Annotated in this window: 26 protein-coding genes and 1 riboswitch; of the genes, 20 read left to right on the forward strand and 6 right to left on the reverse strand. The window is 31.3% G+C overall.

Annotated elements, in window-relative coordinates:
- Positions 1–2: 2 nt before the first annotated feature.
- From ABDZ69_RS05310 to ABDZ69_RS05335, 6 genes are all read left to right on the forward strand, one after another.
- On the forward strand, positions 3–905 hold the full coding sequence (locus ABDZ69_RS05310) for an ABC transporter permease (RefSeq protein ID WP_343767402.1): 903 nt from the start codon (positions 3–5) through the stop codon (positions 903–905).
- Between the two features lie 10 nt (positions 906–915).
- On the forward strand, positions 916–1,794 hold the full coding sequence (locus ABDZ69_RS05315; protein WP_343767404.1) for a carbohydrate ABC transporter permease: 879 nt from the start codon (positions 916–918) through the stop codon (positions 1,792–1,794).
- A 59-nt stretch (positions 1,795–1,853) separates the two neighbouring features.
- Positions 1,854–3,317, forward strand: a complete 1,464-nt coding sequence (locus ABDZ69_RS05320; RefSeq protein ID WP_343767406.1) for an extracellular solute-binding protein — start codon at positions 1,854–1,856, stop codon at positions 3,315–3,317.
- A gap of 21 nt (positions 3,318–3,338) precedes the next feature.
- Positions 3,339–4,499, forward strand: a complete 1,161-nt coding sequence (locus ABDZ69_RS05325; RefSeq protein WP_343767408.1) for an ADP-ribosylglycohydrolase family protein — start codon at positions 3,339–3,341, stop codon at positions 4,497–4,499.
- Positions 4,500–4,509: 10 nt separating this feature from the next.
- Positions 4,510–6,612, forward strand: a complete 2,103-nt coding sequence (locus ABDZ69_RS05330) for an ADP-ribosylglycohydrolase family protein (RefSeq protein WP_343767410.1) — start codon at positions 4,510–4,512, stop codon at positions 6,610–6,612.
- Positions 6,613–6,723: 111 nt separating this feature from the next.
- Positions 6,724–7,035 carry a hypothetical protein gene (locus ABDZ69_RS05335; RefSeq protein ID WP_343767412.1) on the forward strand — a complete coding sequence of 104 codons (312 nt, stop codon included), beginning with the start codon at positions 6,724–6,726 and terminating at the stop codon, positions 7,033–7,035.
- 67 nt (positions 7,036–7,102) lie between these two features.
- Here the strand turns inward: ABDZ69_RS05335 and ABDZ69_RS05340 are convergent, their stop codons facing one another.
- Positions 7,103–7,912, reverse strand: a complete 810-nt coding sequence (locus ABDZ69_RS05340) for a vanadium-dependent haloperoxidase (RefSeq protein ID WP_343767415.1) — start codon at positions 7,910–7,912, stop codon at positions 7,103–7,105.
- Positions 7,913–8,209: 297 nt separating this feature from the next.
- Here ABDZ69_RS05340 and ABDZ69_RS05345 point away from each other — a divergent pair, with 297 nt between their 5' ends.
- Complete coding sequence (locus ABDZ69_RS05345; RefSeq protein WP_343767417.1) at positions 8,210–8,377, forward strand: zinc-ribbon domain-containing protein; 168 nt, start codon at positions 8,210–8,212, stop codon at positions 8,375–8,377.
- Between the two features lie 170 nt (positions 8,378–8,547).
- Positions 8,548–10,371, forward strand: a complete 1,824-nt coding sequence (locus tag ABDZ69_RS05350; RefSeq protein WP_343767419.1) for a DUF2207 domain-containing protein — start codon at positions 8,548–8,550, stop codon at positions 10,369–10,371.
- Between the two features lie 41 nt (positions 10,372–10,412).
- On the opposite strand, the gene ABDZ69_RS05355 is transcribed toward ABDZ69_RS05350, so the two are convergent.
- Entirely contained in the window at positions 10,413–11,240 is an 828-nt protein-coding gene (locus ABDZ69_RS05355) for a DUF1189 domain-containing protein (RefSeq protein ID WP_343767421.1), read from the reverse strand.
- A 160-nt stretch (positions 11,241–11,400) separates the two neighbouring features.
- Here ABDZ69_RS05355 and ABDZ69_RS05360 point away from each other — a divergent pair, with 160 nt between their 5' ends.
- From ABDZ69_RS05360 to ABDZ69_RS05375, 4 genes are all read left to right on the forward strand, one after another.
- Positions 11,401–11,940, forward strand: a complete 540-nt coding sequence (locus tag ABDZ69_RS05360; RefSeq protein WP_343767423.1) for a nitroreductase family protein — start codon at positions 11,401–11,403, stop codon at positions 11,938–11,940.
- A gap of 136 nt (positions 11,941–12,076) precedes the next feature.
- Positions 12,077–12,292 (forward strand): hypothetical protein, encoded by a 216-nt coding sequence (locus tag ABDZ69_RS05365; RefSeq protein WP_343767425.1) that lies wholly within the window; start codon positions 12,077–12,079, stop codon positions 12,290–12,292.
- A gap of 3 nt (positions 12,293–12,295) precedes the next feature.
- The gene (locus ABDZ69_RS05370; RefSeq protein ID WP_343767427.1) at positions 12,296–12,601 is read left to right on the forward strand and encodes a spore coat protein; all 306 of its coding nucleotides are present in this window, start codon (positions 12,296–12,298) and stop codon (positions 12,599–12,601) included.
- A 75-nt stretch (positions 12,602–12,676) separates the two neighbouring features.
- Positions 12,677–12,763 carry an IS3 family transposase gene (locus tag ABDZ69_RS05375; protein WP_425544642.1) on the forward strand — a complete coding sequence of 29 codons (87 nt, stop codon included), beginning with the start codon at positions 12,677–12,679 and terminating at the stop codon, positions 12,761–12,763.
- Positions 12,764–12,791: 28 nt separating this feature from the next.
- Here the strand turns inward: ABDZ69_RS05375 and ABDZ69_RS05380 are convergent, their stop codons facing one another.
- A complete protein-coding gene (locus ABDZ69_RS05380) occupies positions 12,792–13,253 on the reverse strand; it encodes a YgaP-like transmembrane domain (protein ID WP_343767429.1) in 462 nt (153 codons plus the stop codon).
- Positions 13,254–13,415: 162 nt separating this feature from the next.
- Here ABDZ69_RS05380 and ABDZ69_RS05385 point away from each other — a divergent pair, with 162 nt between their 5' ends.
- On the forward strand, positions 13,416–13,742 hold the full coding sequence (locus tag ABDZ69_RS05385) for a hypothetical protein (RefSeq protein ID WP_343767431.1): 327 nt from the start codon (positions 13,416–13,418) through the stop codon (positions 13,740–13,742).
- A gap of 54 nt (positions 13,743–13,796) precedes the next feature.
- Here the strand turns inward: ABDZ69_RS05385 and ABDZ69_RS05390 are convergent, their stop codons facing one another.
- Positions 13,797–14,780 carry a resuscitation-promoting factor gene (locus tag ABDZ69_RS05390; protein ID WP_343767433.1) on the reverse strand — a complete coding sequence of 328 codons (984 nt, stop codon included), beginning with the start codon at positions 14,778–14,780 and terminating at the stop codon, positions 13,797–13,799.
- 187 nt (positions 14,781–14,967) lie between these two features.
- Between ABDZ69_RS05390 and nagA the strand changes: the two genes are divergently transcribed.
- From nagA to speE, 4 genes are all read left to right on the forward strand, one after another.
- A complete protein-coding gene (nagA, locus tag ABDZ69_RS05395) occupies positions 14,968–16,128 on the forward strand; it encodes an N-acetylglucosamine-6-phosphate deacetylase (protein WP_343767436.1) in 1,161 nt (386 codons plus the stop codon).
- Between the two features lie 32 nt (positions 16,129–16,160).
- Positions 16,161–16,260, forward strand: a riboswitch (purine riboswitch).
- A gap of 65 nt (positions 16,261–16,325) precedes the next feature.
- Entirely contained in the window at positions 16,326–17,321 is a 996-nt protein-coding gene (gene add, locus ABDZ69_RS05400) for an adenosine deaminase (protein ID WP_343767438.1), read from the forward strand.
- Between the two features lie 246 nt (positions 17,322–17,567).
- Positions 17,568–18,383, forward strand: a complete 816-nt coding sequence (gene speD / locus ABDZ69_RS05405) for an adenosylmethionine decarboxylase (RefSeq protein WP_343767440.1) — start codon at positions 17,568–17,570, stop codon at positions 18,381–18,383.
- Between the two features lie 41 nt (positions 18,384–18,424).
- On the forward strand, positions 18,425–19,279 hold the full coding sequence (speE, locus tag ABDZ69_RS05410) for a polyamine aminopropyltransferase (protein WP_343767442.1): 855 nt from the start codon (positions 18,425–18,427) through the stop codon (positions 19,277–19,279).
- 46 nt (positions 19,280–19,325) lie between these two features.
- Here speE and ABDZ69_RS05415 read toward each other — a convergent pair whose 3' ends face one another.
- Both ABDZ69_RS05415 and ABDZ69_RS05420 read right to left on the reverse strand, forming a co-directional pair.
- Positions 19,326–20,603 carry a glycoside hydrolase family 18 protein gene (locus ABDZ69_RS05415; protein ID WP_343767444.1) on the reverse strand — a complete coding sequence of 426 codons (1,278 nt, stop codon included), beginning with the start codon at positions 20,601–20,603 and terminating at the stop codon, positions 19,326–19,328.
- Between the two features lie 90 nt (positions 20,604–20,693).
- Positions 20,694–21,149 carry a helix-turn-helix domain-containing protein gene (locus tag ABDZ69_RS05420; protein ID WP_343767446.1) on the reverse strand — a complete coding sequence of 152 codons (456 nt, stop codon included), beginning with the start codon at positions 21,147–21,149 and terminating at the stop codon, positions 20,694–20,696.
- A 481-nt stretch (positions 21,150–21,630) separates the two neighbouring features.
- Between ABDZ69_RS05420 and ABDZ69_RS05425 the strand changes: the two genes are divergently transcribed.
- From ABDZ69_RS05425 to ABDZ69_RS05435, 3 genes are read left to right on the forward strand one after another with little or no spacing between them, the layout of a single operon-like run.
- A complete protein-coding gene (locus ABDZ69_RS05425; RefSeq protein ID WP_343767448.1) occupies positions 21,631–22,584 on the forward strand; it encodes an ABC transporter permease in 954 nt (317 codons plus the stop codon).
- The gene (locus ABDZ69_RS05430) at positions 22,574–23,524 is read left to right on the forward strand and encodes an iron chelate uptake ABC transporter family permease subunit (protein ID WP_343767451.1); all 951 of its coding nucleotides are present in this window, start codon (positions 22,574–22,576) and stop codon (positions 23,522–23,524) included. Before ABDZ69_RS05425 ends, ABDZ69_RS05430 begins: the two co-directional genes overlap by 11 nt.
- Positions 23,521–24,279: an iron ABC transporter ATP-binding protein gene (locus ABDZ69_RS05435; RefSeq protein ID WP_343767453.1), complete on the forward strand. Its 759-nt coding sequence runs from the start codon at positions 23,521–23,523 to the stop codon at positions 24,277–24,279. The genes ABDZ69_RS05430 and ABDZ69_RS05435 overlap by 4 nt, the downstream gene beginning before the upstream one ends.
- The last annotated feature ends 14 nt before the right edge of the window (positions 24,280–24,293 follow it).

The raw sequence follows: 24,293 nt of genomic DNA on the forward strand, positions 1-24,293 counted from the left end.
AAATGGAGAATAGAAGTAGTCTCAAAAAAATCAAAGACAACTGGATTTTATACCTTATGATAATGCCTGCACTAATATATTTTATAGTGTTTCACATAATACCTCTCTTTGGTATGATACTTGCTTTTCAGGATTATAGGATTCTTGAAGATAATATATTTGTAGGGTTAAAACATTTTAGACTGCTATTTAGCTCTCCAGCGTTTTATACCGTTCTTAAAAATACTATTATCATAAGTGCTATGAAAATATTAATTTGCTTTCCTATACCTATTATATTATCGCTAATGATAAATGAAGTAAGAAGCATAGGATATAGAAAATATGTACAATCCGTTGTTTATTTACCACACTTTTTATCTTGGGTAGTAATTGCAGGTATTTGGATTAGTTTATTAAATCCTGCAGGGGGAGGAATAAATAATATATTAAGTTTCTTTAAAATTCCCTCAGTGGACTTTTTAACGAGTAAACAGCATATAAGATGGGTATTGGTTTTTTCGGAAATGTGGAGAAGTGCTGGTTGGGACTCTATTATATACTTGGCAGCTATTATGAAAATAAATCCATTCTTATACGAAGCTGCACATATCGATGGTGCTAATAGGTTTCAGCAGATGAAATATATTACTTTTCCAGAACTTAAGACAACCATAGTAACAGTTTTTATTTTAAATTTAGGATTTTTTATGAATGCAGGTTTTGATCAGGTTTTGAATCTAATGAATGATTCAGTGATTAGCGTTGTTGACATATTAGATACCTATGTTTATAGAATTGGATTGCTAAATGGCCAATATTCCTATGCCACTGCAGCAAGTTTATTTAAAGGAGTTATTGGAATGGTATTGATACTGGGTACTCACTTTGCATCGAAAAAGATTACTGGAAAAGGATTATGGTAGGGTGATTAATATGAAAAAAATAAGATTTTCTTCAATTGTCATATATGGGATTTTGTTTATTATTACACTTACAATGTTAATACCTATACTGAATCTAGTGGCAATATCTTTAACTAATCCTTCAAATGTACACAAAATGAATGGGTTAAGCATAATACCAAAGGGATTTTCTATGATTAATTATAAAGTGCTATTATCCAATCCCCAAATAGGTAAAAGCATTCTAAATTCTATATTTATTACTGTAGTAGGCACATCTCTAAATTTGATTTTCACAGCATTAGCAGCCTATACATTAACTAGACCTAAGTTTGTAGGGAAAAATTTCTTTATGATACTTTTAATTATTATCATGGTATTCGAACCAGGATTGATACAGGAATATTTAGTGGTTATGAAACTAGGGTTACTGGATTCCTATGCTTCAGTCATACTATATAAATGCGTAAACGTTTATTATTTAATTATATTGATGAGATTTTTTGAAGATGTTCCAGATAGCATTTTAGAAGCCGCAAGGGTGGATGGAGCAGGGCATTTTACAATATTCACTAAAATTATGCTTCCTTTATCTAAACCAGCTTTAGCAACATTGGGTTTATTTTATGGAGTTTTTCACTGGAATGAATTTTTTAGATCTTCTATTTATCTTAGTAGTCAATGGAAATGGCCACTACAGCTAGTTCTAAGACAATTTGTGGTGGTAAAAGATACGACTTCAATGCTTGGTGTAAACAGTTTGCTTTCTTATAGCGAAATATCAAATTTGGACTATGGCTCACTTCAAGCAGGGACAATAATAATTGCTATTATTCCACTCCTAGCGCTATATCCTATAATACTTAAGTATTATGTAAAAGGTAATTTAGAGGGAGGGGTTAAGGAGTAAAACTATGTTCTCTAATAATATTTCATATAAATTAATTTTAAAGTTAAAGGGGGAGAATTATGAAAAAGACATTAATTAGTGTTATTACTTCTGTTGCTCTCGTGACTAGCTTGATAGGATGCAAAAAGGATACAAAGCCAGTGGATGTTAAGCCAGGAGGACCAGTAACGTTGCGACTCGTTATGAAGGATGAAGGGAATTCAAATCCAGTTGCAGTTAACTACTTTAAGGCTTTAGAAAAGGGATTGAAGGAAGATGAAGGATTAGACGTAAAGATTGAGCTGGTAGATATGCCAGAAGGAAACTATGCTGAGAAATTAAATTTAATGATTCTAGGAGGAACTATTCCAGACATTATATACTTCCAGGGAGGAGACCAGCAAATTTCTCAACAAGGATTGCTAGAAGATTTAAAGCCTTATATTGAGAAATCAAAGAATTTAAAAAGCAGCATGTTCGCACATAATACAGAAAGAATAAATAACTATCCTTATTTATTATGGGTAAAACCTCTTTCACAAAAGGCTCCTGTTATAAGACAGGATTGGTTTGATAAAATGAAAACCTCTAAAGCTTTAGCTGAAAATCCTACTATTGAAAATTACTACAATTTCTTGAAGGAATTAAAAGACAACCCTCCAGGAGGAGCGGGAAAGCCAGCTTATGGAATAACTGTAGCGGGGAGTATACTAGAAATTGATAATATATTTGACATGGCTTTTGGTAATACTTCAACTTGGCTTAAGGATGGAAGCGGTAAATATGTATATTCAAAAATAACTTCCAATGAAAAAGAAAAATTAGAGTTTTATAGCAAATTATATAAAGAAGGGATTTTAGATCCTCAGTTTGCAACAAAGAAATGGGATACTAAGGAGAAAGCTTTCTTCAGTGGTGAAGCTGGAGTAATTTCAGGAACAGCAGGTAAGGTTATAGATATTTATGAAGGAAAAATGAAGAAAGCTGATGAAGGAAGTAAAGGACTTGTAGTTCTACCTCCAGCTAAAGGAAAGGGACAAGGTCTTGGAGCTACAGATGTAACAAAGGAAACAAGAGGTGTAGCTATTTATTCGAAATCTCAAAACAAAGAAACTGCATTTAAAGTATTAGATTACCTTGCAAGTCCAAAAGGACAAATGCTTGATAGATTAGGGTTTGAAAATGAGCATTATAAGGTTGTTGATGGAAAAATTGAATTAACAGATAAATCTCAAGAATGGTATGCACGATTCTGGGAACCAAGTGAATTCAAACCTTCAACTCCATTGAAATCTTCTCTTTTAGGTGCTCCAGGAGAAAAATCTTTAAAAATGACAGAAGAATATTACGCTAAAGATATAAATATTTTAATTCCAGAACAGTTTACAGCTAAATGGGATGCTATGCAAAATCTCTATAAAGAATATTCAGCGGATATAATTACTGGAAAGAAACCTATAAGTTCCTTTGATGACTTTGTTAAGGAATGGAATAAAGCTGGGGGCGAAGAAATAACTAAATATGCAAATGAAAATATAAAATAAAATATTTAGGGAGGACGAATAATGGTTACTTTTCAAGAAAGGGTAAGAGGTGTGGTTTTAGCTACTGCCCTAGGTGATGCTATGGGAGCTCCCATAGAAAAGCTTAGCTACGATGAAATTAAAGCTAAATATGGTAGGGTAGAAGGATTAAATACAAAGTGGTATAAGGAAGATTATCCACCAGAACAAAGGCTTAATAGAATGAGAGGAAGAGGGATTATAACAGATGATACATTGATGACCTTGGCTCTCATGAGGGTATATAATGCAAAGAAAAGACATTTAGATGCCTATGATATGGGGGAGGAATTCCTTAAAGAGATTGCATTTAGAACCACCTTTATACCTGAGTTTGCAAAAGAAGCTTTGATAATTGATAGACTTTTTTATCCTGAAAAGTACATCTTTATGCGTCACACACTTTCCAATTGTGATCCAAGGGAAGGAGGCATTGGCAACATGGTAAACTGCGGTGCAGCAATGTATATTGCACCAATAGGGGTTGTCAATGCCTGCAACCCTAAGGCTGCATATGATGAAGCCATAGCTTTTGCTATGGGTCATCAATGTAGTTATGGATTGGAGGCAGCGGGGGTTTTAGCAGCCTGTGTGGCAAAAGCCTTTGAACCAGGTGTACTTATTGAGGATATAGTTAACACTGCTATAAAACTTGCAAAGGATGGAACGAAAAATGCCATAAGGGATTTAGTTAATATAGCAAATAACTTAAAGGAATATAAAGAGGATAAGGATAGAATAGTCAATGCTTTCCACGAAGCATTATTAAAATATTCTCCTATGGGAAATGATGTAGGAAGACATATAGACAAGGTTGGAAAACCCTCAAATCATTATACCCCAAGCAGATTATTTAGCATAGAAGAGTTGCCACTTGCTCTGGCCTATATTTTATTAAATGAAGGGGAGTTTTATGAATCGCTGCTTGATGGAATAAACTCTGGAAGAGATACAGACTCCATAGGGGTAATGATAGGGGTAATACTATGTGCTATGAAAGGTTACAAGGTTATTAAAGAAAGTGACATAGAATTGTTAGAAGGAGTAAATAAACTCAATCTCATGGAAAGTGCAGATGGGTTTTACATTACTGCTAAAGAAATAATAAATAAAGATTTAGAGAAATATGAGAAAAGAAAAGAGTTATTAAAAAGTATAAGTTAAGGAGGAAAGTATGATACCAATAGACTATTTACAAAAAGTTTATGCTGGTTTTCTAGGGATGAATGTAGGAATAAGGCTAGGGGCATGTGTGGAACCTTCCTCCTGGACTTATGAAAGAATAAAATTAATGTATGGTGACATTAAGGGATATGTAAAAGACTATAAAAATTTTGCCGCAGATGATGATGCCAATGGTCCAGTTTTTTTTATAAGAGCTCTCTACGACGATGCAATCCATAGGGAACTTACACCAGAGGATGTGGGAAGGGCTTGGCTTAATTATACAAGAGAAGGCATTGGAATGTTTTGGTGGGGAGGGGAAGGTGTTAGTACTGAGCATACTGCATTTTTGAATTTGAAAAAAGGAATTAAAGCCCCTCAATCAGGGTCTATTGAAGAAAATGGAATTGTACTAGCAGAGCAAATTGGAGGTCAAATATTTATCGACACTTGGGGACTACTTTTCCCGAGTAGCATTGAAAAGGCTGCTAAATATGCTGAGGTAGCTGCTAGTGTATCTCATGATAAAAATGGCCTATATGGAGCAAGGTTTATATCAGCTTGTATTTCTAAAGCGTTCTCTGCTAAAAATATAGAGGAAATAATAGAAGTAGGTTTGTCTGTTATACCAAAGGACAGTACCTATGCCCAAGTAGTAAATGGGGTTTTAAATTTTTATAAAGAATCCCCAGAGGATTTTGCATCTTGCAGAAAATACTTAGAAGATTATTGGGGATATGATAGATATCCAGGAATATGTCATATAATACCTAATGCTGGAGTATGTGTATTAGCTCTAATTTATGGACAAGGTAATTTTGCAAGAACTGTTGAAATAGCTACTATGTGTGGTTGGGATACAGATTGTAATGCAGGAAATGTAGGGACTATTTTAGGGGTGTTTAATGGTATAGAAGGAATAGAGGAACATTATAGAGGGCCAATTAATGATTTTATTGTAGCATCTAGTGTTTCAGGGTATCTTAATATAATTGATATACCAACCTTTTCAAAGGAGCTAGCTTTATTAGGGTATAGATTATCAAATAATGAAGCACCTAAAGATTTAATAGATAGCTATAAAGAAGGAGAGTTATATTTCGATTTTGAACTAGCTGGAACTACCCACGGTTTTAGAGTATCCAATGGTTTTAAGACTAGAATAAGGCATAGCTATGAAAAGGGATATAATAGTAAGGGTTCCCTTGAAGTATTGTTTGATAGAATGGTAGAAAATGATAGTAGCAAAATATTTTATAAGCCCTTTTATAGAAGAAGTGATTTTGAGGATGAGCGTTATAAGCCTACCCTAGCAACTAAAGCCTATTCAGGTCAAAAGGTTTCCTTAGAAGTATTCTTAGATAAATGGGAGGGTGAGGATATGATAGTGACTCCCTATGTTAGAAATACTTTTAATCAAGAAGAAATTCTTTTGAAGAAGCATGTACTTGAAAATAATCTATGGCAACATATTGAGTTTATAATTCCAGATGTGGATGGAGCTCTTATTGATGAAGTAGGGATAATTTTAGAAAGTCCTTCAAAGCTAGCTAACAGAGCTCTAGGTAGGTTATTTATTGATAATTTCCATGTTAGTGGTAAAAGCAAATATACCATAGACTTTTCTAAACAAGCCATAGAATTTCTATGTGTTACCCCATTTTCTCATAATAGAGGGGAATGGAGTATAGAAGATAAGGCTATGAAATGTATTTCTAAGGATGGCACTTCTGCCTATACTGGAAACTATTACTCTAAAGATATAAGTTTAAAAGCAGAGATAAAGCCTCTAAAGGGATATGAGCATAGTTTAATAGTTAGGGGTAAAGGAATTTATAGAAATTATTCAGCTGGGTTTTATAGAGAAGATAAGGTAGCCATAATTTTAAATGACTTTGAATATAAAATCTTATCTTCTACTGAATTTAAGTGGGAATTTGGAAGGGGATATGATTTTCAAGTAGAAGCAATAGGGGATAATATTACATTATATATTGATGGTTCTAAGATTTTAGAAGCAAAGGATGATAGTATTGAAAATGGGATGATTGGTTTTGCGTGTGGCAAAGAAGGAGAAAGTATCTTATATTACTTTGAAGTAGAAGAAAAATAAAGTTTAACTCACAATTGAACTAAAAGTCTCATACTCATCAGAAGGGAAAAGTATATTTTTGTAGAATATAAACTAAAGAAGTAAAATGTTGCAGAAAGGTAGATGGGACACATGAAAAAGGAATTTGAGTTTAAATACGGAGATTTGGAACAAATCATAGAATATAATTCAGGAGATGAAATGTATTTTAATTTTCCGACAGGAGCGGTTTTCTTTGTGGGAAGTAATGAGGGTATGGTTTTGTGTAATAAAATAAGTGTATTTAAAGAAGAAATTAGCCATCAAGTGCATACTAAAATTTCTTTATTTAATGATGAAGCATTAATAGGAGTTTTCTTTGCTGATGTTGAAAAGAATCTTCAAATAATATTGTCCTCCGACGACACGTTATTTAAAGCAGTATTTATTTATAATGCATTTTAAATTTAATAATTAAGGATTGCCTATGGTTATTTAATTAGCCATAGGCAATTTTATTAGCTAATTATTTTTATTTAAATTTAAAAGTTTGGATATAAGGCGGTGGCATTAAATTGGCATCTTTATGATTAGTATAAACTTTATCTATTATAGAGCCATAAATGTCCTTAGAATTTTTAATTTCATTCAATATTCTATTGCCAACATCTACTCCTAGATTATATCCTTCTGATAAGTCAAGAGGATAATGGACTCCAGCATAAAGTCTAGAAATACTACATTCATGAGCAAGGTCGGTTAATTTTTCTTTTTCTGTAGGGAAAAAGTGAGATAATACCGTTGCAAAGCATGCTGCACAAACAGAGTGACCAGCAGGATAACTTGGGTGCTCAGGAGTTTTTAAATAGGGAGTAAAATTAGGATCATATTGAACAGGTCTTGGTATTTGATAGGCATATTTATAATACCAGCATATAACCATAGCATCATTAATAACAGAGGAAACAATGCTATAAAGTCTTGAAGCTGATACTGCTGGAACACCGTATACATTAATAAGAGTTTGGAGAATTGGTATAAGCTGATTATGAGGTACTCCAGCTCCCCAATAACTAGCAATGGTTTTTTCAATATCTGTCAAATTATAATAGGTTTCAATTACTGTATCTAATTCACTATTAGGAAAGTCCATTGAGATGTCAGGGGTTTTTATATTAAAGGCAATATCATTGCCATTCAAATCTGTAAAGCCACCTTCAGAAGAACGTTTGAAATAATACAAAGGGCAACTGCCTCCTGAAGGGGTTTCGCCTAAAGAAGTAAACTTATTTTTAGGATAAGAAATTTCGGACCAGTTGTTTTCTATACTGCAGTGAGACATATAATTCTCCTCCTAATATTGAGAATTTAATAAGGGAAAACTCCCTTATCTATATACTATGTGAATTGAGTAATAGTGCTATTTAATTAATACCTTTTAGTTTCTTCAATATATATATAATTTTATAAAAATAACTCTTGCATATGTATTATTAGTATGATATGATTATCCATGTTGTAGTAATAATATTACAGCATTCAGAGTATAACAGTGATTAAAACATTCCCTTTTTAGGTTATAGAGTAGATCAGTTGTAAATCTGAAAAAAATATATAAATAAAAAGGAGAAATGTTTAAATGGATAAGAATTTAACATGTAAAGATTGCGGAAAAGAGTTTGTATTCACAGAAGGAGAACAAGCTTTTTACAAAGAAAAAGGATTCGAAAACGAACCACAAAGATGTGCTGATTGCAGAAGAGCTAAGAAGCAACAAAACAACAGCAACAGAGGATTCAGAAGATAATACTTACTGAAATAACCAACCTATAGGAGAGAAATTTCCTATAGGTTTTTTGTTTTTTTTGAAAACTTAAGCATTCTCTTAAATCATTCTTAATTATGGATAAACAATTAACAATTTAATCCACCATATGATACAATAATAGATAATATATGATTTAGGAGGCAGTTTGAATGAAGAAATATATAAAAATTATTACACTGCTTTTGATATTTACTTTTATATTTACTGGGAAGGTAGAGGCCAAAGATAATATAGAAATTACAAATTGGAATGTAAAGGCCGATGTTTTAGATGAGGGATCTATTGTTATAAGTGAATATATAACCTTTAAGTTTTCAGGAAGCTATAATGGAGTTTTTAGAGAAATAAAAACCCAGGATACTGATGGCATTGAAAATCTAATTGTATCAGAGCAAGGGTCTATTAGTAATTTTAAAGAAGTTAAGAAGGGCAAAAATGGGGATGAAGGTATTTATGAAGTTGATAAGAGCAAAGATGGAGTAAATATAAAAATATATTCTCCTTCTAAGAATACAGAAAAAACCTTTATATTATCCTATAAAGTTAAGAATGTATGCAAAAAATACAACGATGCAGGAGAGCTTTATTATAGCTTTTTAGGAAAGGAAAATAAAACATTAATTCATAGCTTCAATGTAAATATAAATTTCCCCTATAATTTCCATAAAGATGAGGTCAGCATATTTGCTCATGGTCCATTAAATGGAGAAATAAAATTTGTAAATAATAGTACAATAAATTTAAATGTAAAAAATGTAAGTGAGGGAAATCTAGTTGCAGGAAGAATAGTATTTCCTAAAGAGTATATAAAAAACTCTACCAATATAGTTAATAAAAATGGCTATAATGATATTGTTGAAGAAGAAAAGGGTTATGCTAGAAAGATTGAAGAAAACAAAGTAAAAAAAGAGAAAAATAAGATTTTTGGAAAATATATATCACAATTTTTAAGTTTATTAGCTTTTTTTATATTTGTAATCTCAAAATTAAAGTATAGAAGGGAAAAGTTCTCAGAGGACTATATAAGCTACGGGTTGCCAGAAGAATGTACTCCAGCGGTATTAGGGTATTTTTATAATTTTGCTGTAAACTCTAATACTATACTAGCTACTATACTGGACTTAAATAGAAAAGGATATTTAAACTTAGAAGAAATAGGTGGAGAAGAAAATTCTAAAGGTAGAAAAAAATCAAAGACAAAAATTTATAAAATAAGTAGGATTAGGCAAGATGCAGAACTTTTAGAACATGAAAGATTTTTTATGAATTGGATAATAGATGAAGTAGGAGACGGATATTACGCCACTACAGAGGGGATAAAAAAATATAGTGAAAAGCATGTTTCAGAGTTTATTAATAAAAATACTGAATGGACTAAACTTATAAAGGAAGAAGTTAATAATAGAGGTTACTACGATTTATCTGCAAGAAAATATTCTATAAAACTTATGATAATATCTGCGGTAATGTTTGCTTTAAGTATTCCATTAATAGTAATTAGTGGGGGCTATGGGGTTTTATCCTTTGCGTTATTTTTAGTGCTTTTCTTATGGAGCGCTATAGGTTTATACAATAAAAAAACCCCTCGTGGAGAAAGACAATACGAAAAATGGAAGAGATTTAAAGAGAGTATTGAAAAAGAAAGAAAGAGCGAGTTGTTTTCAGATTATCCTATGGATAAGTATTTTATATATTCTTTGGTATTAGGCATAGATGATAGAAAAATTAATGGATACAAGGATTATATAGAAAACAATAGTAATTATAATAATGGCTATTACAATACAAATAGTTTTTTATGGTTTTATTTTTATGCAGGTATGTTCAACAACAAAACTGGTAAAAATGAATTCAGCAGCTCTATAGGTTCTGCCTTTAGCTCATCAACACCATCCACAGGCTCTGGAGGAGGATTCTCAGGAGGCGGTGGCTTTGGCGGCGGAGCTGGAGGAGGAGGAGCAGGAGGCTTCTAAGTTAATATTAAAAGGACAGGTGAATGCCTGTCCTTTTATACTTAGTTCTGAGAATAAATTAATTGATTATTGTTATCTTCATTATCTTTTACTTTTAATAGCTTTAGAGCTAAAACTATATAAACAATGGTTATAATAAACTTTAAAAATTTAAAATATGGAATTGGTAAAGCAAAGCCTGAGGCTAATATCCCAAGTATAGTTGGCAGGGTAAGGGCATATACACATATAGTCCATAGCTTATCAAAAATTAAATCTACTTTCATAATTTTGCCAATCACAAAAGATACTATTGCATAAAAAATTGATAGGAATAAAAGGCTTATGGCTTTATAAATAAAGTAAACTATAAAAATTATTACATATAAATAAGCTTTAATCTTTTCAAACATAGGGAAAAGGTCTTTTAAATCCTCTTTTGTAAAATAATTATATCCTATACTAGAATTAAATTCATTATAGTTATAGGTTGAAATCGTACGCCCATTATCTTTTATTGCTATAGCCTGCTCTTTGAAGATAAACAATCCACTATTATATTCCTCTACAATGGTTTTGTCAGCACCATCTCTAGTATCAATAAATAAAATCTCGCCTGTTTCTTCATCTTGAAGAATATATGGCATATTTACATCTACATTTAAAGTACCATAATTAAATTGAAATTCTGGGAAATCATTATTATAAAGGGTTACAAGATAGTTGTAGCCTTTATTTAAAGACAATCCAGTTTTTATGGCAATAAAAGTAGAGAATATGAGAGATAATATAGTAAGATACAATAAAGATTTACCAAACTTTTCGTTAACAAGTTCCTTGTAGGAATTAATAGAAAAAATACTGTTTTTAAAGGTTTTGAAAAAATTCATAACTGCCCTCGCTTATATTTTGATTTACAATTTAAGTATATCAGAATATTAATTTCTGCTCTATAGTATATTTAAGGTTTGTAATGATTTCTAATATTGTATACAATAAGTATATAATATAGAACGAAATAATATAAAAACTAAAAATGGAGGGTTTTTAATGTTAGAGTTAGTAAAAAAGAGAAGAAGCATAAGAAAGTATAAGGACATAAAAATTGAAAAGGATAAGATTGAAAAATTAATAGAATGTGCGTTACTTTCTCCTACATCAAAGAATTCTATGCCTTGGGAATTTATAATTGTAGATGACAAAAATATTTTAGAAGAGTTATCTAAAGCTAAGCAAGCTGGAGGAGCATTTTTAAAAGATGCAGCACTGGCAATTGTTATTCTTGGGGATCCAAGCAAGAGCAATGTTTGGATAGAAGATACAGCCATTGCTACTACAGTTCTTCACTTAGCTTCAGAGGATATGGGACTTGGCTCCTGCTGGATTCAAATTAGAGAAAGAAACCATGATGAAAATACTAAATCAGAAGACTTTGTACGTAAGGTTTTAAATATTCCAGAAAATATTATGGTGGAAGCTATTGTGGCCATAGGATATCCGGATGAAGTAAAGGCTCCTCATGATGAAGAGACATTAAAATATGAAAAGGTGTTTTTAAACGGTTATAATAACAAATATTATACTAAATAGAACTTATAAAATAACGGTTACTTTTGTAAGTGTTATTTTTATTTAAATAAAGAAGAAGGTAATATTTTCATGGTTAATGATTTTAAAATAGTCACATAATAAAGCAATAAATAAATTATTTCATGGAGGGAAAAAAATGAGAAAACTTTCAGAAGGAGAATTATTAACCTTAAAAGCTTTATTGGAAATGGAAAGAGATGGCTTAGTTGTTCAAAGAACTATAAATGGGCTAATATCAGATGAGGATTTAAAAAGGCAAGGTGAGTCCAGTGAATTAGCTACAGAGGGTAGAATAAAAGGAATACAACAATTTATCAGCGAAAATAATATTATGAATACAAAGGAGGTATAAAATATGGCAAATATAATTACAAATATGATTAAAAGTAGTACAGAATTAAATGATGAAACTTTGTCTACAAATATGCTTGCTTCAGGAATGATGGCAGCTGATGCCTATTTAAAAGCTACATTGACAGCTCCTACTCCTGAATTAAGAGCTGTGTATTCTGGTTCTTTAAATGCAATAATTGGAGGGCATACAGCACTTACTGAGCTATCTATAAAGCGTGGTTGGATCAACCCTTATAATCCACCTATACAACAATTAAGTAAAATTTATAATGAAGCGAAAACTGTTGTGGAAGAAGTGAGGGAATAATACTTAAAAGTGAGGCGTTATGAAGTGCACCTTAGATATCAGAGATGAATCTGGTATTTAGAGGTGCATTTTATTATGGATAAACAAATTGAAGAAGATTATATACATTACTATAGCAACAAACGTATAAAGAACAAATTAAAAGGACTAAGCCCTGTCTAATACGGTATTCAGTCCTTAGGACTCTTTTTTAACATTTATTTTGTAGGTTTAAAACCTTTAACGCTATAATCTCGGTAAATATTTCATAGGGAGTTTTTATACATAGCTTTCTTAATGGAGCTACAGGAGGACACCATCCTTGTATTGAGTGTTGTAATAGGAATGCTCCTGCCAAAGCAGAAATCAAAAAGAATTTTTTATTTATCCACGTTCCAAAAATTAATCCAACTAAAATTATTATAGATGCATTTAATTCTAATATTCTTTCAATATCCCACTCCACACTTAACTCATTTAATCTTCTTTCTATGGCTTCTTCATCTTTATCCTTATAGTAATTAATTTTAGTTATAATATCATTTGCTATTTTTAAGTTGTCTTTATAATTAGTATTTTTCTTAACTCTTTCAACACTGCTGGGTATAAAGCCATTGCTACTAGTATCTTTTAAAAGTAATTCTCTTATTATATCCACTGAATCTATTTGCATAAAAAATCCTCCAATCATTTATTTACTAAATATTATTTGCAAAAATAATTAATAAATTCTTCAAAGATTTCTGTATCTATAAAATAAACATATGGATTGTCACAATCATAGCAATGTTCAATATAATGGTAAAAGAGTTAAAAATGTTATAGGAGGATACTTATGTATCGTAATTGTCCATACTATGCTCCCATAGTAAATTACCCATTGAAAATAGGGTGTAGGCAGGGACCGCCAACAACTCCACCGCCTAATATCACACCACAATTGACACAAACTCCTGATGTAGAGCTACAAGCAGTTGATCCAGGAGCAATAAAACCTTGTGTGTACAGGTTCTCATATATATGGATGAAAAATGGTAAATCCTTTTGGGCTTATCTTATTTATGTAGGAAGGACTTCTGCTTCAGGATGGAGATACCAAGGTAATCGATGGGTGTATTTTGGTGTAGATTTAAAGGACATCAAGAGCTTTACTTGTTACTAAAGGAAGGTAAATATAAAGCATGGTATGCAATTGAATTGCATACCATGCTTTTATTTATTTCAAAATATGCACATTTACATATTTTACTCCCCAGTTACAAGCCTCTTTATAAGTGTTGAAGAAAACATCTATAAACTTTCCTTTTACAGCAGAGCCTGTATCTGCAGCTATGGCATAACCATAACCTTCTACATACATTTTAGTTCCCATAGGAATAACTCGAGGGTCTACAGCGATGGTACTATATCCTTCGGGGTTTCTTACGGCTTTTTTCCCAGAAGCAGTATAGGTGCTTCCTACTCCATAAACTGCCCAGTAAGCAGTGGCCTTAACTTTTAGTACCTGTGAGCTTCCGTTGATATCTCCTCTAGAAGCGGATAGGGTTTGTAAGGTACCTTGAGCTACAATTTTATCCCTAGGCTTTTTAGTTACAATTTCTTTAATTACTTTTTTAGAAACTTCAGCGCCATTTTCGTAAATTGTTTCTAAAGTAACTTCCTTTTGGCCGGTTTGTCCCTCTTGCAAAACCTTTGTCTTTGATTTCAATAAATTATCATCCTTTTGGGTTATGGTTTTAAATTGTATTGGTGCTGATTCTGTGGTTAATTTCTTCTCAACCTTTATAATCTCTACTTCCATACCTTCAGATAATTCTGAACTTAATGATGGTAAAATTTTGTCTTCAGGCCTAAAAGTTATTTTTTCTGCATTTAACATATCATTTACATTGTCTTCAGCAGATTTTACTGTAAAGTCTTCATCATACATTGTAATTTTAACATCTACGGCTCGTTTAATGGCTATACTTTCATTTTTAGCTATTTTTGAATTTAAATCCTTATTAATCTTATCTTTTTCATGAAGCTCTATATTTGCACTTTTTAATGCTTTTCCAAGGGTAGTTTGATAGGTGGTAAATTTTTTTTCTTCACCATCTACAGTTACTGTAATATCTTTTTTTGCTGAGTATACAAATATGAGTGATATAAAGATTGTCGCAATTATTATTAATTTCGCTAAAGATCTTTCCTTTTTCATATTTCCTCCTATATTTTGGATGTTAGTCCAATAGTTATACTATGATATTATATCATATGTTAAGTGGGGTTGAGAAGTTTAATAAAATATGTTGACTTTAACCTTATAAAATATATTATAAAACACTTGTAATAAAATAAGTGGTGTAATATATTGAAATTAAGAAAGGCTTTGGGGGCGAATAGTTGTGAGGGTTATTGTTAATGGAAAGATTATTACAAAGGATTGCGTATTAAAAGGAAAAGGACTACTATTTGATGAGAAAATTAGAGAAATAATAGATGCAAATGAGTTTAGGGATATTGCGGAAAAAAACGTAAATGAAAAAATAGAAATAATTGATGCTAAAGAAAATTATATTTCACCAGGTTTTATAGATTTACATATTCATGGGTCTGGCGGAAGTGATACCATGGATGGCTCCATTGAAGACTTAAAAGTTATAAGCAAGGTAATATCTAAAAATGGTGTTACGGGCTTTCTGCCAACCACTATGACTATGAGTAGAGAAAAAATCTATAGAGCATTGGATATTATTAAAGAAGGAATGAATATGGAGCTCGGCGGGGCAAAGATATTTGGAACCCACTTGGAAGGGCCTTTTATAAATGAAAAATTTAAGGGGGCACAAAAGGAAGAGTACATAATATCCCCTGATATTGATTTTGTAAAGGGATACGAAGATGTAATAAAAATTATAACCTTAGCTCCAGAAAAAGATAATAATTTTAATTTTATAAGTAAGGTGAAAGAAGAAACCAATATTGTATTATCTATAGGTCATTCAAATGCAACTTACGAAGAAGCAATGAAAGCTGTAGATATGGGAATAAGCTATGGTACGCATACTTTTAATGCAATGACCCCACTAAATCATAGAAAACCTGGAGTTGTTGGCGCTATTTTTAGCAGTAAAATAAGTTGTGAGCTTATAGCTGATAAAATACATGTTCATCCAGGCATATTTCAAATGTTTGTTGATATAAAGGGAAAAGAGAAAGTTATACTAATCACTGATTCCATGAGAGCTGGATGTATGAAAGATGGTATATCTGAATTAGGAGAACAAAAGGTTATAGTTAAAGATAATTCAGCTAGATTAGAGGATGGTACACTGGCGGGAAGTATTTTAACTTTAAACAAGGCAGTAAGAAATGTGTTAGAAAATACAAAGCTTCAGCTTCACGAGGTCATAGCTATGGCAACATTAAACCCTGCGAGAGTTATACACATGGATAGCAAAAAAGGAAGCATAGAAGTTGGAAAAGATGCGGATATTATTATATTTGATGATGAGCTTAATATAAAGCATACTATTATTGAAGGTAAAACTATATTTCAGCTTTAAACTTGACTATTATCTTGTATATGATATAATTATTTAAAAATTTATTAAAACTTCGTATAACTCCAATGATACGGTTTGGGGGTCTCTACCAGGAACCAATAATTTCTGATTACGAAGAGGATACCTTACGGGTATTTTCTTCGTAATCAGAAATTTTTTGCTTTTGGAAATCATAAAATATAAAAAGGAGGAATGTTATGGATTTCGTAAAGTTGCCTAAAATTGAGTTGCATTGCCACTTAGATGGAAGTTTAAGACCTGAAACAGTAATTGATATTGCAAAAATGGAAAAAGTAGATATTCCAAGCTATGATATAGAAACTATTAAAAATATAATGATTGCACCATTAGAATGTAATTCTCTTGTGGAATATTTAAAAACCTTTGCAATACCTGTAGATATTATGCAATCTAAGGAAAGCTTAAGAAGAGTTGCTTACGAACTTTTAGAAGATGCAGCAAAAGAAAATGTAAAGTATATTGAGGTGAGATTTGCACCATTACTTCACATAAAAAAGGGATTAACTGTTGAAGAAGTGATTCAAAGTGTACTCCTTGGAATTAAAGATGCAGAAAAGAAACATGATATAAAAGGGAATTTAATAATAGGTTGTTTAAGAAGCACGTCTTTGGATAATGTTTACCATGTAATAGAATCAGGAAGAAAGTTTCTTCAAAAGGGGGTAGTGGCCATAGACCTATGTGGAAGTGAAGGAGAAGGTTTTTCTAAAAAATTTATAGAGCCTATTGCCTTAGCTAGAGAATATGGTTATAGGGTAACTATTCATGCAGGTGAAACAGGTATTGGTAAAAATGTATTAGAAGCTGTGGAAATGCTTAAAGCTGAAAGGATTGGTCATGGAGTTTTTATAAAAGATTGCATAGAGGCCTATCATATTGTAAAAAGCAAAAAAATTATCCTTGAAATGTGCCCAACAAGTAATGTGCAAACTAAAGCTGTAAATAATTATAAAGAGCACCCAATTTATGATTTTTATAAGGATGGAATTAAAGTAACAGTTAATACGGATAATAGAACGGTATCGAATACGAATTTAAATAATGAATATGATATTATTTTCAAGGAGTTTAATTTAACTTACGAAGATTATAAAGAGATTTATTTTAATAGTATACATGCCTCCTTTGCCACTGAAGAGGAAAAAGAAAGATTAAGATCCTACTTTATATAATATACTTTGAATTCCTGGTTATATAGAGAATACAATTTGTATTTTCTTTATAACTAGGAACTTTTTTATTTTTGGAAATTAATAGGCGTGGACAGCTAGTCCTATAGAAAAATTGAGAGTTTAAGAGGTTTTGATGGTTAAAATGAGATTAAATTCCATAGTACATGGATTATGACGAAATATATTGACATTTAGCCGATTTTGCCGTATTATTTCGATTAGATATTTATTTATGAAAGGATCGTGATGTTTGAATTGAACGAAAAGCTGAAACTTTATGGCTTTAATAACCTCACAAAAACACTTAGTTTTAACATTTATGATGTTTGCTACGCGAAAAGCGAGCGTGAGCAAAAGGATTATATTGAATATATCGATGAGCAGTATAACTCTGAAAGGCTTACGAAAATTTTATGTGATGTTACAGAAATGATTGGAGCACATGTGCTTAATATTTCAAAGCAGGATTATGACCCTCAAGGTGCAAGTGTTACCTTGCTTATAAGTGAAGAGGCTTTACCTGAGCATTTGATTGATAAGTCCTGTAGTAAAAGTGGGCTTACGGTTTTAGAAACTCGTGAAACCGTTGTGGCACATCTTGATAAAAGTCATGTTACGGTGCACACATATCCAGAATTTCACCCGGAAAATGCAATAACAACTTTTAGAGTGGATATCGATGTTTCTACCTGTGGACGAATATCACCCCTAAATGCTTTAAATTATTTAATAGGAAGTTTTGATTCTGACATTATTACAATTGATTATCGTGTAAGAGGATTCACTCGAGATGTTGATGGTAAGAAATGTTTTATAGATCATGATATAAATTCAATACAAAATTATATAGAACCTGAGACGCTAACAAAATATGATGCAATTGATGTGAATGTTTATCAATCTAATATTTTTCACACTAAAATGCTGATAAAAGAGATAGATCTTCAAAATTATCTTTTTAATACAGATACCTATGAGCTTTCGCCAAAAGAAAGACGTGCAATAAAAGATAGTTTAAGTAAAGAAATGATAGAAATATTTAGTGGAATGAACATCTATTAATTTACAAGGGTTGGAAGTATAAAATTATTGGAGGGAAAGTAATGGAATTATGGTTTACAGAAAAGCACACAGAGGATGTGCATTTTTCTATAAAGGTTGACAAACAAATATATAGTGGTAAAAGTGATTTTCAAAGAATTGATGTGTTTGAGACAAAGGAATTTGGTAGGGTTTTAACCATTGATGGATTTATAATGTTAACGGAAAAAGATGAATTTATTTATCACGACATGATAGTACATGTTCCAATGGCAACAAATCCAAATATAAAAAATGTCCTTGTAATTGGAGCAGGTGACGGGGGGACGGTTCGCGAACTTACACGATATGAAACCATAGAGAAAATAGATATGGTAGAAATCGATAAGCTAGTGGTGGATGTGTGTAAAGAGTATTTACCACAAACAGCATGCAAATTCGATGATAGCCGTGTTAATCTATATTTTGAAGATGGGATTAAGTTCGTTAAAGCTACTGAAAATCAATATGATTTAATCATTGTTGACTCTACGGATCCTATTGGTCCAGGAGAGGGACTTTTCACAAGAGATTTTTATAGAGATTGTTTTAAAGCCTTAAAAGAAGATGGTATACTTGTTAACCAACATGAAAGTCCTTATTATGATTATAATGCAAATGCAATGAAAAGGGCTCATTCAAGAATTAAAGAGCTTTTCCCTATAGCTAAAGTGTATCAGGCATTTATTCCAACATATGCATCAGGACACTGGCTATTTGGGTATGCGTCTAAGAAATATGATGCTAGTGAAGATTTAAATGAAAAGGCTTGGAATGATTTGGGATTAAAAACACGTTATTATAATACAGAATTGCACAAGGCATCTTTTGTATTACCTAATTACGTGAAGGAACTTCTAAAAAATATTAATGAATAGAGCAAAAAGAGTCTACTTTAATAAGTAGGCTCTTTTAAATTTCTGGTTATAAAAGCTTTTTTATTCTAAAATTATCAGCCAGTAGAACCCAGTTTTGCGGGAAGGGGAAACCTAGTGCCCAATAACTTATTCCAGGTAATTTATAGGCTTTTACCATATCAAATTTTGCTTGAGCACTTCTAGCATCCTCAAACCATACCTCATGTCTTACTCCTTTTTCATCTGTATATCTAAAGAATGGTGATTGAGTTCTAGTATCATATTGAATTACTGCATTGTATTGTGTTGCTCGTCGTATTGCTTCTTGCATACTAAAGGTTTCTGCTTGTTGTCCTTGAACATGGGGAATGACCCAATCTCTAGCATAGAGTTGGAATCCGAAGTAAATTTTATCTCTAGGGATAACAGTTACAGCATAATCTAGCACTCTTTTAATTTGATCTATTGGAGAAATTGCTTGAGGGGAACCAAATCTATATCCCCATTCATAGGTCATTAAGATTACAAAATCAACTATTCTACCGTGAGCTGCGTAATCATGCGCTTCATAAAGAGTTCCTGGTTGTTCTGCGCTTACCTTTGGTGCTACAGCGGTGGAAACAAAAAATCCCTGTGGGTGCAATCTGTCTACAGTAAGCTGAAGGAAACGATTATAATTTTCGCGGTCAGCAGGAAGAACATTTTCAAAGTCTATATTTACTCCCTTATAATCTTTTTCTCTCATTATAGCAAGTATATTGTCTATTACTTTATTACTAATTTCCAGGCTGCTAAGAACAGTATGTGCAAGATTTCCTCCAAGTTCAGTGGAAGTAAAATTAGTTACAGACATCATTGGAACTACGTTGTGAGCATAGGCAGCTTTTATTGCAGGTACATCATCAATAGGTTCTAGGCCTCCATCTTCTTTAATCCTGTAAGCAAATGGGGCTAGATAGGTTAAAAAAGGACCATCTTCATTAACAATAGGAACTGCATCTTGTCCATATTCGTATATATATCCATTTACGCTAACTTCAGGTCTAGGCTTAGGGGCAGAAATTAATAATCTTTGACCAACAGAAATGGATGATGGATTAGGAATATCATTATTCATCAAAATAGCTTGAACAGTAGTATTATAGGTTTGAGCAATCTTCCAAAGTGATTCCCCAGGACGTACTATGTGATAAGTTCCTTCAACGGGAACTAGAATTGCCTGTCCGATCAATAGTTTACTTGGATTAGGCAACTGGTTAACTTCTAATGTTCTTTGAAAGGATGCCCCATAAGAACTTGCTATCTTCCAAAGGGTATCACCTGGCTTTACAACATGTATAATCATGTATAACCTCCTAAAAAAGTATATATAGTTAGTTTATGAAAAAAAACTAAATAAGGGAGGGATTGTTCAACGCAATTTCTGTCATTTTTCTTAGGAGATTTTGCTCCTGTATTCCAGGGGAGTCATATTAGTAATTTTTTTAAAAACTGTATTGTAGTAATTTTGATTATTAAAACCAACAGAAAGGGATACCTCTAATATAGATAAAGTCTCCTTTAGTAAAAGAGATTTGCTTTTTTCTATTCTTACTTCATTCAAAAAGTGAGAAAAAGATTTTCCAGTTTCTTTTTTAAACATACTACAAAAATAACATCTGTTAATATTTAAATAATGAGAAATATTTGATAGTGTTATAGGTTGGCTATAGCGCTCATTTATATAATCTATAGCTTTTGTTATATGTAAACTATAGGACGTATTATAGCTATTATCTTTTATCATACTGTAGAGCAATGAAACTAAATGAGGTATACAAGCTGCAGGCTTATATAAAATATTTATTCCATTTGCCATATTTATATTATTGGAAGTATAAGGTCCCATCATAAATATTCCTTTTTTAATATTTTTAGGACAAATATTGAAAGCTGTAAAATTAATATTATTTAAATAGGTTGTGTTTGCTATGGAAGTAAAATCTTTTTTATTTAACTCATCTCTTGAAAATTTATAAACATCATTATTAATAAATAGATCCTCAAAATCTTTACTATATCCTTCGGAATGAATTAAAGTTCCATCATAATCAAAGGCTTTTATTGGAATATGAGTACATAGAAAAAAGTTCCTTACAGTGTCGCAAATATGTTTTTTATTGAAACAGATAAAACATCACTCCTTAAAATTATATAAATATATTTACAAAGATATAAATATATTTAAAGACTAAACTAATAAAAAGTTATATAATAACCATAGACAAATGAATATGATAATCATTATCAATTAATCCATAGTGTTAATTATATCATCATAAAATACAGGGTGTCAAACTATAGAAAAAAGTTATTCATATGGAGGAGGGAACATGAAGAAACGATACTTGTTTTTAACGTTAATGATTTTATCATTAATTTCAATATTTATTGGAGTAAAAGAAATATCTCCATTGGATATACTTCGATTTAATGAAGAGAAGGTTCAAATAGTATTGATTAGTAGAATACCGCGAGTAATCAGTATTGTCATAGCAGGGGCAAGCATGAGTATAAGTGGCCTAATCATGCAGCAGATAAGTCGTAATAAGTTTATATCACCAACTACAGCGGCAACAGTAGATTGTGCTAAATTAGGAATTTTAGTTTCTTTAATAGTATTTACAGAAGCTAGTTCTTTGCAAAAAATGTTAATTTCTTTTGCATTTTCCTTAGCAGGGACAGTTCTATTCATGAAAATAGTTAAAAGAGTAAAACTGAAAAATACTATATTCATACCCCTTGTTGGTATAATGCTTGGAAATATCATTGATTCTGTAACAACTTTTTTAGCATATAAGTACAATCTTGTTCAAAATGTTTCTTCTTGGTTACAAGGAAATTTTTCTATGGTAATCAAAGGCAGATATGAACTTTTATACTTAAGTGTTCCTCTTTTAATTATTGCTTTTTTATATGCAAATAAGTTTACCGTTGCAGGAATGGGAGAGGATTTTTCTACAAACTTAGGACTCAACTATAATAAGGTAGTAAATATGGGAATTGCTATTGTTGCTTTAGTATCATCCTTGGTTGTAATTACGGTAGGTAAAATACCATTTTTAGGTCTTATTATTCCTAATATAGTGACCATTTATCTAGGTGATAATATGAAAAAGGGAATTTCTCATGTGGGATTATTAGGAGCAGTATTTGTTTTATTTTGTGATATATTAGGACGAGTAATTATATACCCTTACGAAATATCCATTGGACTTACTGTTGGGATAATAGGTAGTATATTATTTCTTTATTTGCTGATGAGGAGGAATGCATATGAAATGTAAAAGAAAAATAATTTTCCTTTCAGCCATATCAATAGTTCTAGTTATGCTGTTTATATGCCTTGGTATAAATTCAAATAACTGGCAGTATATACTTTCCAGGCGAGTACCAACGGTAATTGCAATGATTTTAACGGGAGGAACTATAGCTTTTTCCTCAATGATATTTCAAACAATCACTAATAATCGTATACTGACGCCTAATGTATTAGGATTAGATTTTCTTTATATGTTTATTCAGACCGCTGTAGTTTTTCTATTAGGCTCTACTAATATAAATATTACGAACAATAATATTAATTTTGTAATATCTGTAAGTTTAATGGTGATTTTTTCAATAGTTTTATTTAAAGTATTGTTTAAGAGAGAAAGTAATAATATTTTCTTTTTACTTTTGGTAGGTTTGATATTTGGAACTTTATTTCAAAGTTTATCTTCTTTTATGCAGATGTTAATAGATCCTAATGAATTTGCCATTGTGCAAGGTAAAATGTTTGCTAGTTTTAATAATATTAATACAGAGATATTGCTTATATCTATAGTAATTGTACTTCTAATAATAGTTTATGCCTATGATTATATGAAAATTTTAGATGTACTATCTTTAGGAAGAGAACAAGCTATAAATCTAGGAGTAGATTATGACAAAGTTACCCAAAAGATGTTAATTATAATATCTATATTGGTTTCAGTATCTACGGCATTAGTTGGTCCCATAACCTTTTTAGGATTACTAGTAGTAAATCTTGCTCGAGAATTTATAAATACATATAAGCATAGATACTTGATTATAGCTTCTGTGTTAATAAGTATAATTGCTCTAATTGGAGGGCAGTTAGTTATTGAAAGAGTTATAAATTTCAACACAACTTTAAGCGTTATTATAAATTTTGTTGGTGGAGTGTATTTTATATATTTGCTTTTAAAGGAGAATAGAACATGATTGAAATAAAAAATGTAGTAAAAAAATATGGGAACAAAAATGTTGTAGATAATGTATCTATGAAAATATTAGATGGGAAAATTACTTCTTTTATTGGTCCTAATGGAGCGGGAAAGAGTACTTTATTATCCATGATAAGTCGCCTAGTTAAAAGAGATGGAGGAGAAATTTTTATTGATGGTAAGGAGGTTTCTAACTGGGACAATGATAATTTAGCAAAAAAATTATCTATATTAAAGCAATCAAATCACATAAACATAAGATTAACTATTAGAGAACTGGTGAGCTTTGGAAGGTTCCCTTATTCTCAAGGGAAGCTTACTAAAGAGGATTTAAAATATATAGATGAAGCCATAGAATACATGAAGCTTTCAGATATAGAAAATAAATATCTTGATCAATTAAGTGGTGGACAAAGGCAAAGGGCTTATATTGCAATGGTTATTGCTCAAAATACAGATTATATTCTTTTAGATGAGCCTCTTAACAATTTGGATATGAAGCATTCAGTCCAGATTATGAAAATTTTAAGATCCCTAGTAGATGATCTTGGAAAGACCATTATCTTAGTTATACATGATATTAATTTTGCATCCTGCTATTCAGATTATATAGTAGCCTTAAAGGACGGAAAACTAATAAGCCATGGTGATGCTGATGAAATTATTGACAAGCCAGTACTAGAGAAAATATATAACATGGACTTTGAAATAAAAAACATAGATAACAATAAAATATGTGTTTATTACAATTAATTAAAAAATATAGA

The sequence above is a fragment of the Clostridium malenominatum genome (genome assembly GCF_039521365.1).
GTDB classification, from domain to species: Bacteria; Bacillota; Clostridia; order Clostridiales; family Clostridiaceae; genus Clostridium_AW; species Clostridium_AW malenominatum.

Excerpts from the sequence above, each read along its gene's own strand:
- ABDZ69_RS05310 (WP_343767402.1), top strand. The coding sequence starts at position 3 with ATGGAGAATAGAAGTAGTCTCAAAAAAATCAAAGACAACTGGATTTTA.
- ABDZ69_RS05315 (WP_343767404.1), top strand. The coding sequence starts at position 916 with ATGAAAAAAATAAGATTTTCTTCAATTGTCATATATGGGATTTTGTTT.
- ABDZ69_RS05320 (WP_343767406.1), top strand. The coding sequence starts at position 1,854 with ATGAAAAAGACATTAATTAGTGTTATTACTTCTGTTGCTCTCGTGACT.
- ABDZ69_RS05325 (WP_343767408.1), top strand. The coding sequence starts at position 3,339 with ATGGTTACTTTTCAAGAAAGGGTAAGAGGTGTGGTTTTAGCTACTGCC.
- ABDZ69_RS05330 (WP_343767410.1), top strand. The coding sequence starts at position 4,510 with ATGATACCAATAGACTATTTACAAAAAGTTTATGCTGGTTTTCTAGGG.
- ABDZ69_RS05335 (WP_343767412.1), top strand. The coding sequence starts at position 6,724 with ATGAAAAAGGAATTTGAGTTTAAATACGGAGATTTGGAACAAATCATA.
- ABDZ69_RS05340 (WP_343767415.1), bottom strand. The coding sequence starts at position 7,912 with ATGTCTCACTGCAGTATAGAAAACAACTGGTCCGAAATTTCTTATCCT.
- ABDZ69_RS05345 (WP_343767417.1), top strand. The coding sequence starts at position 8,210 with ATGGATAAGAATTTAACATGTAAAGATTGCGGAAAAGAGTTTGTATTC.
- ABDZ69_RS05350 (WP_343767419.1), top strand. The coding sequence starts at position 8,548 with ATGAAGAAATATATAAAAATTATTACACTGCTTTTGATATTTACTTTT.
- ABDZ69_RS05355 (WP_343767421.1), bottom strand. The coding sequence starts at position 11,240 with ATGAATTTTTTCAAAACCTTTAAAAACAGTATTTTTTCTATTAATTCC.
- ABDZ69_RS05360 (WP_343767423.1), top strand. The coding sequence starts at position 11,401 with ATGTTAGAGTTAGTAAAAAAGAGAAGAAGCATAAGAAAGTATAAGGAC.
- ABDZ69_RS05365 (WP_343767425.1), top strand. The coding sequence starts at position 12,077 with ATGAGAAAACTTTCAGAAGGAGAATTATTAACCTTAAAAGCTTTATTG.
- ABDZ69_RS05370 (WP_343767427.1), top strand. The coding sequence starts at position 12,296 with ATGGCAAATATAATTACAAATATGATTAAAAGTAGTACAGAATTAAAT.
- ABDZ69_RS05375 (WP_425544642.1), top strand. The coding sequence starts at position 12,677 with ATGGATAAACAAATTGAAGAAGATTATATACATTACTATAGCAACAAA.
- ABDZ69_RS05380 (WP_343767429.1), bottom strand. The coding sequence starts at position 13,253 with ATGCAAATAGATTCAGTGGATATAATAAGAGAATTACTTTTAAAAGAT.
- ABDZ69_RS05385 (WP_343767431.1), top strand. The coding sequence starts at position 13,416 with ATGTATCGTAATTGTCCATACTATGCTCCCATAGTAAATTACCCATTG.
- ABDZ69_RS05390 (WP_343767433.1), bottom strand. The coding sequence starts at position 14,780 with ATGAAAAAGGAAAGATCTTTAGCGAAATTAATAATAATTGCGACAATC.
- add (WP_343767438.1), top strand. The coding sequence starts at position 16,326 with ATGGATTTCGTAAAGTTGCCTAAAATTGAGTTGCATTGCCACTTAGAT.
- speD (WP_343767440.1), top strand. The coding sequence starts at position 17,568 with ATGTTTGAATTGAACGAAAAGCTGAAACTTTATGGCTTTAATAACCTC.
- speE (WP_343767442.1), top strand. The coding sequence starts at position 18,425 with ATGGAATTATGGTTTACAGAAAAGCACACAGAGGATGTGCATTTTTCT.
- ABDZ69_RS05415 (WP_343767444.1), bottom strand. The coding sequence starts at position 20,603 with ATGATTATACATGTTGTAAAGCCAGGTGATACCCTTTGGAAGATAGCA.
- ABDZ69_RS05420 (WP_343767446.1), bottom strand. The coding sequence starts at position 21,149 with ATGATGGGACCTTATACTTCCAATAATATAAATATGGCAAATGGAATA.
- ABDZ69_RS05425 (WP_343767448.1), top strand. The coding sequence starts at position 21,631 with ATGAAGAAACGATACTTGTTTTTAACGTTAATGATTTTATCATTAATT.
- ABDZ69_RS05430 (WP_343767451.1), top strand. The coding sequence starts at position 22,574 with ATGAAATGTAAAAGAAAAATAATTTTCCTTTCAGCCATATCAATAGTT.
- ABDZ69_RS05435 (WP_343767453.1), top strand. The coding sequence starts at position 23,521 with ATGATTGAAATAAAAAATGTAGTAAAAAAATATGGGAACAAAAATGTT.